The sequence below is a fragment of the Mesorhizobium sp. genome, from assembly GCF_005063415.1.
In the GTDB taxonomy this organism is placed as follows: Bacteria; Pseudomonadota; Alphaproteobacteria; order Rhizobiales; family Rhizobiaceae; genus Mesorhizobium.
Genome location: NZ_SUEG01000150.1, coordinates 1 through 12,487 on the forward strand (window position 1 = coordinate 1; position 12,487 = coordinate 12,487).

Consider the following 12,487-nt stretch of genomic DNA (forward strand, 5'->3'; position numbering starts at 1 on the left):
CAATGACCCCGGGCACGTCCGGCGCGCCCGATCTGCCTGCCACCTCTCCGCCATCCGACCGGGGCACCGCGCCGCTGGCCGCCGCGCGGACGGCGACACGAATGCCGAACACGATCGCCAGGACGACTGTGCCGCCCGCCAGGATCAGAACTGTCTCGGAAATGGCCATGACCAAATCTCCCGAAAGCCGCCAGGGAGGGCACCCTGGCCGAGTGCCGTGGCGGCGAACGCAGACATGGTACCGCCTGCAGGGAAATTCGTCACGCGCCTCAAAAAAGCGAGAATCGCCGCAAGACCTAGCTGCTTGAAAAGTCAAACTCTTGCCGTTTTCGTGGCCTCCAAGTCGCGGCAGGGACATTGCGCCAGCCGCTTTTTCGAGCGGCAGCGCGAAGACGGCGGCGGTTTCCTGGCGTGAACATCCTTTTCTCAGGGGAAATTCACCGTTTGGTAACCCAGATTAAATCAAAATGAAGCGACGGGCAGGACGCCAGGCCGGCCTGCCGCCGCACCAGTGGAATACGGGAAAAGCGATGCGCGGATTGATTGCTATAGTTTCCAGCCTGGCCCTGGCGGCCTTGACGGCGCCCGCGCTGGCGCAGTCGGCAACCAAGATCGGCCAGCACAATGCGTGGGGCACCTACAGTTATCAGGCGTCGGGCGGCGGCAAGGTCTGCTATGTCCTGACGGTGCCAACCGACAAGCAGCCGCCGACGCTCGATCACGGCGATATGTTCTTCTTCGTCAGCCAGCGGCCGGGGCAGCAAGTGTCCTACGAGCCCCAATTCATCGCCGGCTACACCTTCCAGGAAGGTTCCAAGGCCACCGTCACCATCGACAAGAAGTCGTTCTCGATGTTCACGCGCGGCAAGTCGGCCTGGGTCGAGAACGCCGCCGAGGAGCCGGTGCTGATCGCCGCAATGAAGACCGGCACCGACATGAAGGTGTCGGCCAAGTCCGGCCGCGGCAACACCACCACCTACGTCTTCTCGCTGAAGGGCATCTCGGCGGCGCTGGCCTCGATCGCCAAGTGCAAGTAGAGTCCTCGTCCGGGATGTTGACTACCTAACACAGCAGCGTAAAGGACCCAGCGGCCGTGCGGTCTTTCCTTCTCCCTTGAGGGAGAAGGCAGAACCCCGGCATGACTCCGCCGCTAACCTGTGCTATGCGCCGCGCTTCATTTCGGGCACGATGCTGTATTCGGCCGCAAATCGCTTATGTTGGCGCAACAATGACCCTTTCATTCGATCTTACCGCCGAAGGCGCGCGTGACGCGTTGCGCACCCGCACGACGCCTGAAAAGGCGTCGCTGATCGGCTTGACGCGCGCCGAACTCGGGGCCGCCCTCGTCACGGCGGGCATCGTGCCGGAGCGCCAGGCGAAGATGCGCGCCCAACAGCTCTGGCATTGGATCTATGTGCGCGGCGTTTCCGATTTTGCCGGCATGTTCAACATCTCCAAGGATCTGCGCGCCGCGCTCGACAGGCATTTCACCGTTGCCAGGCCCGAGATCGTCGAGGAGCAGATTTCCTCCGACGGCACGCGCAAATGGCTGTTCCGCTTTCCGCCGCGCGGCGCCGGCCGGCCGGTCGAGATCGAGACCGTCTACATTCCCGAAGAAGGCCGCGGCACGCTCTGCATCTCCTCGCAGGTCGGCTGCACGCTGACCTGTTCCTTCTGCCACACCGGCACGCAGAAGCTGGTGCGCAACCTGACCGCCGAGGAAATCCTCGCCCAGCTTTTGACCGCCCGCGACAGGCTCGGCGATTTCCCCGACCGCGACACACCCGACGGCGCCATCGTGCCGGCCGAGGGCCGGAAAGTGTCCAACGTCGTCATGATGGGCATGGGCGAGCCGCTCTACAATTTCGAGGCGGTGAAGAAGGCGCTGCTGATCGCATCCGACGGCGACGGGCTTTCCCTTTCGAAGAGGCGCATCACGCTCTCGACATCGGGCGTCGTGCCCGAGATCTTCCGCACCGGTGAGGAGATCGGCGTCATGCTGGCGATCTCGCTGCACGCCACCAATGACGATCTGCGCGATCTTTTGGTGCCGATCAACAAGAAGTATCCGCTGAACGAGCTGATCGCTGCCTGCCGTGCCTATCCCGGCCTGTCCAACGCCAAGCGGATCACCTTCGAATATGTCATGCTGAAGGACGTCAACGATTCGATCGAAGACGCCAAGGCGCTAGTCAAGCTGCTCAAGGGGATCCCCGCCAAGATCAATCTGATCCCGTTCAATCCATGGCCGGGCACCAACTACCAGTGCTCGGACTGGGAGACGATCGAGAAATTCGCCGACTACATCAACAATGCCGGCTATGCCTCGCCGATCCGCACGCCGCGCGGCCGCGACATCCTCGCCGCCTGCGGCCAGCTCAAGTCGGACTCCGAGCGCATGCGCAAAGTCGACCGGCTGGCGCTGGAAGCGATGATGATCGCGGGGCACGGCGAGGCGTGAATCGCCTGGTCGCCTATCTGATCCGCTTCGCCGTCATCCTTGTCGGCTATGGCGTTGCTTCGCTGGCGGCAAGCGCTTTCCTTAACATCATGTTCCTGGCGTCTCTTGGGCTGATGACGGACGAGACGCAACCGGCGGCGCAGGCGTCGCTGTGGTTTTCAATCCCCTTCGTCGCGCTGTTCGTCGCCTATTTCGCCTTCATGCCGGCCGCCATCGCCATCCTCGTCTCCGAGATCCTTGGCCGGCGTGACTGGCTGTTCTATGCGCTGGCGGGTGCTGTGGTCTCGGCGGTCTTCCTTGGCTTCGTCCACCAGACGGCCGATGCCAATTTCGAGGTTACCAACACAAGCGTCATGCTGGCGGTGATCGGCTGCGGCATGGTCGGCGGTATTTTCTACTGGCTGAGCGCCGGGCGCTCGGCCGGAAGCTGGCGTCAGATTGGACCATGATCCCGAAAAGTGGAGGCCGGTTTTTCGGAAGATCATGGTCAGGCAGGAATGCGCCCTATTTCGCCTGGGCCGTCAGGATCTTGAGCGCGAAGGCCGAAAAAACTCCGGCAAAGAGATAGTCGACGACGCGCGTCACGCGCGGGCTGGATTTCATCGCGGCCGAGAATTTTTCCGCCGCCAGCACCATCGGCGCCGTCACCGGGATCGCCAGCACGACGAACATCGCGCCGAGGAAGAACAGCTTTCCCGGCGCGTTGGGATCATGCGCGGAGACGAATTGCGGCAGGAAGGTCATGAAGAATAGGATGATCTTCGGGTTGAGCAGATTGACCCCGAGCCCCGCCGCCCAGCTGCGGAACAGCGAGATTCTCGGCCCGCTCTTCTTCTCCGGTGAAAACGCCGACCCTTTTGTGATCGCCTGCCATGCCAGGAAGACCAGATAGCCGGCGCCGAAAATCTTCAGCACGAAGAACGCCATCGGCGAGGCGACGATCAGCGCCGAGACGCCGACCACCACCAGCGTGGTGTGGATCAGCGTGCCGCACAAGGCGCCAGCCATCGAGGCAAAGCCGGTGGCGCGGCCCTGGCTCAGCGTGCGCGACACGAACAGCGTCATATCAGGCCCAGGCGTGATCGCCAGGATGAAGGTGGCGATGGAGAACTGGATAAGCGTCGTGGTGTCGGGGATGAAGGACATGTCTCGTCTCGGTGCGGCAAAAGACGGCGCAGCCATAGCGCAAGAGCCGTGTCCTCGCCAGCCTCTGGGCGATACAGCATCTGGTCCAGGCATCGTTCGTCCCTTGCGCTGGCCTAAAACGCCGTGATACCTCGCCCGCGAAGAACCCCTGTCGCGGAACCGCCCACCATGTCGAAAGCAAAAGCCGTCAAGAAAGTCGTGCTCGCCTATTCCGGCGGCCTTGATACCTCGATCATCCTGAAATGGCTGCAGACCGAGCTCGGCGCCGAGGTCGTCACCTTCACCGCCGATCTAGGCCAGGGTGGCGAACTGGAGCCGGCTAGGCGCAAGGCCGAGGTGATGGGCATCAAGGATATCCGCATCGTTGATGTCCGCGAGGAGTTCGTATCCGATTTCGTCTTCCCGATGTTCCGCGCCAACGCTGTCTATGAAGGCACGTATCTGCTCGGCACCTCGATCGCCCGGCCACTGATCTCGAAACATCTTGTCGAGATCGCCAGGGAGACCGACGCGGATGCGATCGCCCATGGCGCCACCGGGAAGGGCAACGACCAGGTGCGTTTCGAGCTCTCGGCCTATGCGCTCAACCCCGACATCAAGGTCATCGCGCCCTGGCGCGACTGGTCGTTCAAGTCGCGCACGGATCTCATCAATTTCGCCGAGCACCACCAGATCCCGGTGCCGAAGGACAAGAAGGGCGATGCGCCTTTCTCGGTCGACGCCAACCTGCTGCACTCCTCCTCCGAGGGCAAGGTGCTGGAAGACCCTTGGAGCGAGCCGCCGGAATTCGTCCACCAGCGCACCATCTCGCCGATGGATGCGCCGGATGAGGTCACCGAGATCGAGATTGAATTCCTCAAGGGCGATCCGGTTGCGCTCAACGGCAAGAAGCTGTCGCCGGCGACGATGCTGGCGGCGCTCAACGATCTCGGCCGCGACAACGGCATCGGCCGGCTCGATCTGGTCGAGAACCGTTTCGTCGGCATGAAATCGCGCGGCGTCTACGAGACCCCCGGCGGCACCATCCTGATATCGGCCCACCGGGCGATCGAATCGATCACGCTCGACCGCGGAGCCGCCCATCTCAAGGACGAGTTCATGCCGCGCTACGCCGAGCTCATCTACAACGGCTTCTGGTTCGCGCCCGAGCGGCTGATGCTGCAGGCGATGATCGACAAGAGCCAGGAAGACGTCGAAGGCACGGTGCGGCTAAAACTCTACAAGGGCAACGTCATGGTCACCGGCCGCAAGTCGAGGAAGACGCTCTATTCCGATGCGCTGGTCACCTTCGAGGACGACCGCGGCGCCTACGACCAGAAGGACGCTGAAGGTTTCATCCGCCTCAACGCGCTCCGGCTGCGCACGCTGGCGGCGCGCAACCGCAACGGCTGATATTCCAACGGCCTAATGCTTAGACAAGTTAGGAACCGGCGAATACTCGGGGTTTTATTTGGCGTCCCTAATATATCGAGACCGCGCTCTCAGATCGTTTCCTGTTTGACCTTTCGATGGTTTAACCTTACTTGTCTTGCGGGTCGGAGGGTTTTGACAAGTGAAAAATAGAATTTTTCTTCTTCTTGCGGCGGTGGCCGTCTTTACCGGGTGTCAATCCACGCAACCCCCGTCGGGGCAAACATCCAAATTCCATACCTGCAAAAGTTTTGACGGCCCCTTCCAGATTCCCGCTTCCCAGCAATGCCCGTTGAGCGGCTACGCGCAGGGTTCCCGAGTCCCGACGGTCATCGAGGGCAAGCCAAAGGCGGCTACCCCGGCCCCGCTGAACTCCAAATTCCGTACCTGCAAAAGTTTTAACGGCCCCTTCCAGATTCCCGTTTCCCAGCAATGCCCGTTGAGCGGCTACGCGCAGGATTCCGGAGTCCCGGTAGTAATCGAGGGCAAGCCAAAAGCGGCCACCCCGGCGCCATGACGCTCAAGTTTCGCACCTGAAAACGGTGTTGACGGCACCTTCCAGGCTCCCGTTTCACAGAAATGCCCCTTGAGTGGCTACGCGCATTATTGAGCGTGATGTGCCCAGGCGCTTGGCCACTCTTGGAGCCGGTTTCCTGCCCGCGTTGGCTGTTCTCACGAACTTGGCTGTCGCCAAAGCCAACGACTATGACCCCGCCTCGCTCGACCTCGCCGCGCTGATCGAGTGCGGGGCTGACGTTCCGACATATAACGGTTTTGCCCTTTGGCTGGGCGACCGCCCCGATGCGCCCGCAAAACTCGGTAGGAAGGAAGTTCCCGCCGGCAATCCCTTCCTCCGGCAATAACAGCTGCCTGCACCGGTCCGCGTGTTCGGGCGCGAAACGGCGTCCGTCGTCTTTACCGCTTCCGGGCCGATGACGGTATTTGACGGCGTTTCCGCACCGGACCTTGCCCGCGAGCTCGGCATCACACCCGAACTCGCGACACCGGACAAATTCCTTGGCGAGAAGGTGCTCGTCGAGAGCAGCGAGGAAGCAGACGGCATGACATTTTCCACGCGCATTGCGCTCAATGTCTCAACCGTTGATTCACATCCCGGCAAGGTGCTCGCCGGCTGCTCCTACGCGCTCGACGTGAAATAGAAAGCCCGGCGCGTGGCCGGGCTTTCTGCCGAAGAGCAATTCCAGGAAAAGTGTGAAACGGTTTTCCGTCCGGAATTGCGTTAAAACAAAGCTCTAGAGTTTTCTGTCAGTCGGCATCGATCGCCGTGGCCATGCGGGCGATGGCCTGTTGATAGACGCTCGCCGAATTCCAGCCAGCAATTGCGCCGATATTCGCCTGCGCGCTGGCGCCCGGCCGCCAACCATGACCCTTGAGGAAGTTGGCGGTGGAAGCCAACGCAGTGCTCTTGTCGCGCAGATTTTTGTTGCCTACGCCATACGTCAACACATTTCCGGGCAGGAACTGCGTGTGGCCAATCTCGCCATGCGCGGCACCGACCGACGAGGCGCTCAGCGCTCCGCGATCAACCAGCTTCAGGGCTGCAATGGCATGCGGATAGAAGAACTCCGGACGGCGGCAATCATAGGCAAGCGTTAAAATGGCAGAGACCGTATTCTGGTTGCCCATGGCGGAACCGAAGCCCGTCTCCATACCCCAGATGGCGAGCAACACACCCGGCGACACGCCGTAGGTCCCTTCGATCTTGTCGAACAGCGCAGCATTGGACTTCTTCAGCGCACGGCCCCTGGCAATGATCGCGGACGCGCCACGGCGCTTCATGAAAGCTTCCACCGAGCCGCTGAAAGCCTTATGGATGGCGCGGTCGACGGAGATCGTCTTTGTCGCGTAGGTTGCGCGAGCCAGAGCGGCCAGACCCTTCGAGCCGACACCGTCGGCCTTGGCCTCCGCGGCAAACTCCGGCTTCCACGCATCGAAGCCGGCGCCGTTTTTGCCACAACTGGCCGCTGCCTGCGCGCCCGTCGCCAGCGCAAGCACCGCCACCACCGTGGCCACTACAAACATCTTCCCCTTGGCAAGAAATGCCATGCTGCTCTCCTGGTTGCCTGAATCACGTTCCCAATTGCGAATTTGCCAGCGAAACACCTGCTTGTCACTGTCCCGGCGCTGCGCCGATGCACTCAATACAGCAGGAACTTCAAATCCACCACACTGGCGGATGTCCGGGAATTTGCCTACGATCAAGTAATTATTGTGGCGGGGACAGAATAAGCATGGAAGACGTTGATGTCGTGATCATCGGCGCCGGTTCAGCCGGGCTTTCGGCTGCCAAGACCCTGCGCGCTGCCGGTTTTTCCTTCAAATTGTTGGAAGCGATGAACCGCATTGGCGGCCGCGCCTGGACCAGCGACCAGCATTTCGGCGTGCCGTTCGACATCGGCTGCGCCTGGCTGCATGCCGCGGACCGCAACCCCTACTTTCCCGAGGCGAAAGCCGCCGCCTGGACGCTTCATCACCATGACATGAATGTCGATCATCTCTATTACCGTGAGCGAAAGGCAAGCGAAGCCGAAGAGGCCGCGATGAAGGTGGCCGACGCAAGGCTGTTCGAACTGGTGGCGGCACATCAGGTGAGGGAAGGCGACGATGACCGCCTTTCGGCGTTGCTCGCCAAGGGACACGCGCCGCGCGCCGCCGCAACCTTCGCCGGGCCGATGGATTTCGGCGCCGACGAGGACGAGATATCGATCCGCGACTTTCAGGCCGCCGCCGATCTCGATCCGAACTATTTCACCAGGGAAGGTTTCGGTACGCTGGTTGCCCGCTTCGGTGCCGATGTGCCGGTGGAACTGTCGACGCCGGTGCGCAAGATCGTCTGGGATGGGCCGGGCGTAGCCTGCGTCACCGATCGCGGTACCATCCGCGCCAAGGCTGTCGTCGTCACCGCCTCACCGGCAGTGCTCGCCTTCGAGGAGATTGCGTTCTCGCCTGCACTCCCCGATGCGCATTTCGCCGCCTTCTTCGACCTGCCGATGGGCATGCTGACCAAGCTGCCGGTGGAAATATCCGGTACAAGGCTCGGCCTGGAGCCGTTCGACGATTTGCTGATCGAGCGGCTGGCCAGGCACGACATCTACTTCCTCTGCTTTCCCTTCGATCTGGATTTGATGGTCGGTTTCGTCGGCGGCGATTTCGCCTGGGAGATGTCGGCGGCGGGCGAGGCGGCCGGCATCGACTTCGTCGTCGACCGGCTCTGCGGCATCTTCGGCGGCGACGTGCGAAAACATGTCGGACGCGCAATGATGACCAATTGGGGCGCTGAGCGGTTCGTGCGCGGCGCCTATGCGGCGGCGCGGCCCGGCCGCTCGCAAGCGCGCGCCACGCTGATGCAGCCGGTGGCGGAAAAGATCTTCTTCGCCGGCGAGCATTTGGCCGGTCCGCTGATGCAGACCTGCGGCGGCGCCAGATTGTCGGGCGAGGCAGTGGCCAAGGAGGTCGTCGCCCAGCTTGCGGCAAAATAGCATCGGCCGGCAGGAACGCGGGCAGCTGACAGGCGTTTGGCCTTCTCCTGCTCGTATCGTCCTCCGCATTTCGAATGATTTGAGACGCCAATGAAGCTTTTCGACTGCCCGCATTGTGGCCACCGTCTCTATTTCGAGAACGCGCAGTGCCTGAACTGCGCCAGCCTCGTGCTTTATGATCCTGAGGACGCGCGATTCGCGCTGCCCGGCGCCGATGCCTTTCACTGCACCAATGCCGACGAATGCGCCTGCAACTGGATGGCGGAGCCGGGCCACGCCTTCTGCCGCGCCTGTGCGCTGAACCAGTTGATCCCGGATCTGTCGGTCGACGGCAATCGCCGCCGCTGGATCCGTGTCGAGGCGGCAAAGAAGCGTGCCGTCTATTCGCTGCTCGCTTTCGGCCTGCCGGTCGCACCCAAGCAGGACGTTGGCGACGAGATCGGTCTTGCTTTCGATTTTCTTGCTGATCCGATCGGCGGCGGTCCCGGCGGCGAGCGTATCCTGACCGGCCACGACAACGGCCGGATCACGCTCAACGTCGCCGAGGCGGATTCGGCAGAGCGCGAGCGACGGCGCGTCGAGATGGGCGAGAACTACCGCACGCTGCTCGGCCATTTCCGCCATGAGCTCGGCCATTATTACTGGGACCGCCTGATCCGTGACGATCCGCAGAAGCTTGCCGGTTTTCGCGCCTTGTTCGGCGACGAACGCGCCGACTACGAACAAGCGCTGAAAACCTATTATGCCGATGGCGCGCCGCGCGACTGGCAGCAGCACCATATCTCGGCCTATGCGACGTCGCACCCATGGGAGGACTGGGCCGAGACATGGGCGCATCACATGCACATCACCGACACGCTGGAGATGGTGCATGCCCTGAATTTCCCGCTCGGCCGGCTGGAAACCGTTGAAGCCAACGAGCTGCCGCGCGCCGATACCGGCGGTAAGCTGCAGCCGGCACCATCGGAACCCGCCTCCAGGCCAGAGCCTTTTGAAAGGATTCTCGACCGCTGGCTGGTGCTGTCGGAGGCGTCCAACTCGATCAATCGCTGCATGGGCCTGCCCGATCTCTATCCCTTCGTCATCTCGGACGTGGCGGCGCAAAAGCTTGCTTTTGTTCACCAGCTTTTGACCGACCTGCCGAAAACTACTGGAACAAATCGTGAGCCGGCCGAAGCCTTTTAGCCGGAACGCATGTGGCTTTGCTTCGTTTTCCGTCCCAAGGGACTGTGAAACGGAGAGAAGACCATGAAACGCATATTGTTTCCGGCGGTGGCCGGAGCGCTCATAGCGATGTCGGGCTCTGCTTTGGCCGACACCGCCGTCTCGGCCATCACTGATCTCAATGTACGCGCCGGCCCCGGTCCGCAATATCCGGTGATCGGCGTGCTCGCCGCCGGCCAGTCGGCGACGCTCGACGGCTGCATCGCCAACAGCAAATGGTGCACCATCGCCGAGGCCAACGGCCAGGGCTGGGTCTATTCCGACTATGTGACGGCCGATTTCGGCGGCAGCCGGGTGGTCCTGACACAGCGTCCGGCCAGCGCCGACATTGCCGTCGTGACGCCGCCCGCCGATAGCGTGGAATATTCCGACAGCTATACCGGAGCGATCGTCGCCGGCGAGGCGATCGAGCCTATCCGGAGACCGCCGGCCGAGATCCGTACCTATGTCCGTACGCATCGGCTCGATCCGGTCTATCTCGAGGGCGAGGTGGTGACGGGCGCGACGTTGCCTGACACCGTCGAGCTGCGTGAGATTCCGGACTATGACTACCGCTACGTCTATGTGAACGGCCAGCCGGCACTGGTCGATCCGGGCAGCCGGCGTATCGTGTACGTCGTGCGCTGACGTTGCAAAACAGGGCGGTCGCCCTGTGATGGCGGCCGCTCACACTCCGACATTGCCACAGACCGGTATTGCCGCTGCAATACCGGTTTCCACATTGGGGCCGATGTTCTAGACCTTGCGAGCCGAAGCACCAGCCAGCGAGCCCGCGTGACGATCGACCCAACCGCCTTCCAACAGTACCGGCATACCGCCAACAACAAGACCACCTTGCCGCGGCTTCTGCTTGGAACGGCGGTCGTTGTCCTGTTCTGGCTCGGAACCACTGCCGCCGTGCTGTTCGGCGGCACCTATGCCTTTGCCGTTTGGCAGGCATCATCTGGCACCGCCCCGCCAAGTGGAGGAGCGGTGCAGGATTTCATGACCTCTCCTGCGGGCATTCTCGCGGCGCTGGCTTCATTTGCCGGAATCTGGCTCGGCCTTTGGGCTGCCATGCGCTGGATCCATCGCGAGAAGCTGATCGCCCTGATTGGCGTCAGCCGGCGCATTTCGTGGTCGGGGTTCCTGAAAGGGCTAGCCGCGGTGCTGATCACCTCGCTGCTTTCCGAGATCCTGCTCTATGGCCTTCAGCCCGATATCGCCCGCGGTACGATCGGCCTATCTTCGTGGCTTTTGTTCCTGATCCCGATCGCCGCCCTAACCTTTCTGCAGACCTCGTCGGAGGAGATGCTGTTTCGCGGTTATCTGCTCAGGGGCCTGGCCAGCCGGTTCCAGAACCCTTTCATCTGGGCGCTGCTGCCAGGATTGCTGTTCACCTCGCTGCACTGGAGCCCGAGTTCGACGGCCGCCATCAATGCCTGCGTGCTGGCCTCGATCGCCGCCTTTGCGCTGTTGCTGACACTTCTGGTCTACGCAACCGGCAATCTCGGTGCCGGCTTTGGCGCCCATCTCGGCAACAATCTCACCGGCTTCCTGCTGATTTCGCACCAGCAAAGCTATAATTCTTTCGCCCTGTTCAACGCCAAGCCGCTCGAAGCCGCCGGCTGGACGACTTCAGACGCCGTCCTCATCGCTGCGATCGGCATCGTCAGCAGCCTGTTGACCGTTCTGCTGCTTTTGCATCCGCGCTCGCCGCTGAAGGTCGAGCCGGATATGGCCCACGCCAGCAGCGTGCGCTGATGCGCCTTGCACGGTCGTTCTGAGCATATCTGGCGCAAAGCTTGACCAAAGCTTGACTCTGCGGCCGATTTCCTGTCTACACGCCGCGAATTCCGCGACGAGTATTCCTCCGAGCAAACCGACCGGGACGCCAAAACCTCTTTGAGGTGAAGTGCTGTAAATCGATCCCGGAGGCCAACACCCGGCAGCGCTGTGCGCCCCCGGGTGCTTTTTGGCTTTGGGCTTTGCCCGGACCGGCTTTTGCTTGGACAGTTGGCGCGAACGCATTACCTCTCGGGCATCATCCGGGTGCCAGGGAAAAGGAAAAAGAATGTTTGAATCGCTACAGGAACGCACAAGAGGCGTGGAGGGCCATCGGCCCGACAGGGATCAAAATCAATCCAAGGCGCTGTCGCGCGGTGGGTTGACCAATGTTTGAGTCCCTGCAAGAGCGCCTTGGTTCGATCCTGAACGGCCTCACCGGCCGCGGCGCCTTGTCGGAGGCTGATGTCTCGGCGGCGCTGCGCGAGGTGCGCCGTGCGTTGCTCGAGGCCGACGTGGCGCTGGAAGTGGTGCGTTCCTTCACCGACAAGGTGCGCGAGCAGGCCGTCGGCGCCGCCTTGGTCAAGTCGATCAAGCCCGGCCAGATGGTCGTCAAGATCGTCCATGACGAGCTGGTCGAGATGCTCGGCGCCGAGGGCGTCGCCATCGACCTCAACGCACCGGCTCCGGTCGTCATCATGATGGTCGGCTTGCAGGGTTCCGGCAAGACGACGACCTCGGCCAAGATCGCCAGGCGCCTCACCGACCGTCAAAACAAGAAGGTCCTGATGGCATCGCTCGACACGCGGCGCCCCGCCGCGCAAGAGCAGCTCCGCCAGCTCGGCGAGCAGGTCAAGGTCGCCACATTGCCGATCGTCGCCGGCCAGACGCCGGTCGATATCGCCCGCCGCGCCGTGCAGGCGGCCAAGCTCGGCGGCCATGACGTCGTCATCCTCGACACCGCCGGCCGCACCCATATCGA

General features: G+C 62.3%; 14 protein-coding genes. 12 read left to right on the forward strand and 2 right to left on the reverse strand.

Annotation, left to right across the window (positions count from 1 at the left end; translation table 11 throughout):
- Positions 1-530 precede the first annotated feature (530 nt).
- From E5W70_RS26600 to E5W70_RS26610, 3 genes are all read left to right on the forward strand, one after another.
- A complete protein-coding gene (locus E5W70_RS26600) occupies positions 531-1,037 on the forward strand; it encodes an invasion associated locus B family protein (RefSeq protein WP_292664071.1) in 507 nt (168 codons plus the stop codon).
- 191 nt (positions 1,038-1,228) lie between these two features.
- Positions 1,229-2,461, forward strand: coding sequence for a 23S rRNA (adenine(2503)-C(2))-methyltransferase RlmN (gene rlmN / locus E5W70_RS26605; protein ID WP_292664073.1), 1,233 nt, complete (start codon positions 1,229-1,231; stop codon positions 2,459-2,461).
- Positions 2,458-2,910: a hypothetical protein gene (locus E5W70_RS26610; protein WP_292664075.1), complete on the forward strand. Its 453-nt coding sequence runs from the start codon at positions 2,458-2,460 to the stop codon at positions 2,908-2,910. The genes rlmN and E5W70_RS26610 overlap by 4 nt, the downstream gene beginning before the upstream one ends.
- 55 nt (positions 2,911-2,965) lie before the next feature.
- Here the strand turns inward: E5W70_RS26610 and E5W70_RS26615 are convergent, their stop codons facing one another.
- A complete protein-coding gene (locus E5W70_RS26615) occupies positions 2,966-3,607 on the reverse strand; it encodes a LysE family translocator (RefSeq protein ID WP_292664077.1) in 642 nt (213 codons plus the stop codon).
- A gap of 168 nt (positions 3,608-3,775) precedes the next feature.
- On the opposite strand from E5W70_RS26615, the gene E5W70_RS26620 reads away from it, so the two are divergent.
- From E5W70_RS26620 to E5W70_RS26635, 4 genes are all read left to right on the forward strand, one after another.
- On the forward strand, positions 3,776-4,999 hold the full coding sequence (locus E5W70_RS26620) for an argininosuccinate synthase (RefSeq protein WP_292664079.1): 1,224 nt from the start codon (positions 3,776-3,778) through the stop codon (positions 4,997-4,999).
- 160 nt (positions 5,000-5,159) lie between these two features.
- Entirely contained in the window at positions 5,160-5,534 is a 375-nt protein-coding gene (locus tag E5W70_RS26625) for a hypothetical protein (protein ID WP_292664081.1), read from the forward strand.
- 73 nt (positions 5,535-5,607) lie between these two features.
- Entirely contained in the window at positions 5,608-5,880 is a 273-nt protein-coding gene (locus E5W70_RS26630) for a hypothetical protein (RefSeq protein WP_292664082.1), read from the forward strand.
- Positions 5,881-5,901: 21 nt separating this feature from the next.
- Positions 5,902-6,177, forward strand: a complete 276-nt coding sequence (locus E5W70_RS26635; RefSeq protein WP_292664084.1) for a hypothetical protein — start codon at positions 5,902-5,904, stop codon at positions 6,175-6,177.
- Positions 6,178-6,283: 106 nt separating this feature from the next.
- Here E5W70_RS26635 and E5W70_RS26640 read toward each other — a convergent pair whose 3' ends face one another.
- Positions 6,284-7,084 (reverse strand): lytic transglycosylase domain-containing protein, encoded by an 801-nt coding sequence (locus E5W70_RS26640; protein WP_292664096.1) that lies wholly within the window; start codon positions 7,082-7,084, stop codon positions 6,284-6,286.
- 185 nt (positions 7,085-7,269) lie between these two features.
- Between E5W70_RS26640 and E5W70_RS26645 the strand changes: the two genes are divergently transcribed.
- The 5 genes from E5W70_RS26645 to E5W70_RS26665 form a co-directional block, all read left to right on the forward strand.
- The gene (locus E5W70_RS26645; RefSeq protein ID WP_292664086.1) at positions 7,270-8,517 is read left to right on the forward strand and encodes an NAD(P)/FAD-dependent oxidoreductase; all 1,248 of its coding nucleotides are present in this window, start codon (positions 7,270-7,272) and stop codon (positions 8,515-8,517) included.
- Positions 8,518-8,607: 90 nt separating this feature from the next.
- Positions 8,608-9,702 carry a putative zinc-binding metallopeptidase gene (locus E5W70_RS26650; protein WP_292664088.1) on the forward strand — a complete coding sequence of 365 codons (1,095 nt, stop codon included), beginning with the start codon at positions 8,608-8,610 and terminating at the stop codon, positions 9,700-9,702.
- A gap of 63 nt (positions 9,703-9,765) precedes the next feature.
- Positions 9,766-10,368 carry a DUF1236 domain-containing protein gene (locus E5W70_RS26655; protein ID WP_292664090.1) on the forward strand — a complete coding sequence of 201 codons (603 nt, stop codon included), beginning with the start codon at positions 9,766-9,768 and terminating at the stop codon, positions 10,366-10,368.
- A 147-nt stretch (positions 10,369-10,515) separates the two neighbouring features.
- Positions 10,516-11,484, forward strand: coding sequence for a type II CAAX endopeptidase family protein (locus E5W70_RS26660; RefSeq protein ID WP_292664092.1), 969 nt, complete (start codon positions 10,516-10,518; stop codon positions 11,482-11,484).
- 410 nt (positions 11,485-11,894) lie between these two features.
- Positions 11,895-12,487: signal recognition particle receptor subunit alpha (locus E5W70_RS26665; RefSeq protein ID WP_292664094.1), on the forward strand; the 593-nt coding region annotated here is incomplete at its 3' end.

What these genes read in the sequence shown, in the direction of transcription:
- E5W70_RS26640 (WP_292664096.1), bottom strand. Translation starts at nt 7,084, where the DNA reads ATGGCATTTCTTGCCAAGGGGAAGATGTTTGTAGTGGCCACGGTGGTG.
- rlmN (WP_292664073.1), top strand. Translation starts at nt 1,229, where the DNA reads ATGACCCTTTCATTCGATCTTACCGCCGAAGGCGCGCGTGACGCGTTG.
- E5W70_RS26600 (WP_292664071.1), top strand. Translation starts at nt 531, where the DNA reads ATGCGCGGATTGATTGCTATAGTTTCCAGCCTGGCCCTGGCGGCCTTG.
- E5W70_RS26615 (WP_292664077.1), bottom strand. Translation starts at nt 3,607, where the DNA reads ATGTCCTTCATCCCCGACACCACGACGCTTATCCAGTTCTCCATCGCC.
- E5W70_RS26645 (WP_292664086.1), top strand. Translation starts at nt 7,270, where the DNA reads ATGGAAGACGTTGATGTCGTGATCATCGGCGCCGGTTCAGCCGGGCTT.
- E5W70_RS26620 (WP_292664079.1), top strand. Translation starts at nt 3,776, where the DNA reads ATGTCGAAAGCAAAAGCCGTCAAGAAAGTCGTGCTCGCCTATTCCGGC.
- E5W70_RS26655 (WP_292664090.1), top strand. Translation starts at nt 9,766, where the DNA reads ATGAAACGCATATTGTTTCCGGCGGTGGCCGGAGCGCTCATAGCGATG.
- E5W70_RS26650 (WP_292664088.1), top strand. Translation starts at nt 8,608, where the DNA reads ATGAAGCTTTTCGACTGCCCGCATTGTGGCCACCGTCTCTATTTCGAG.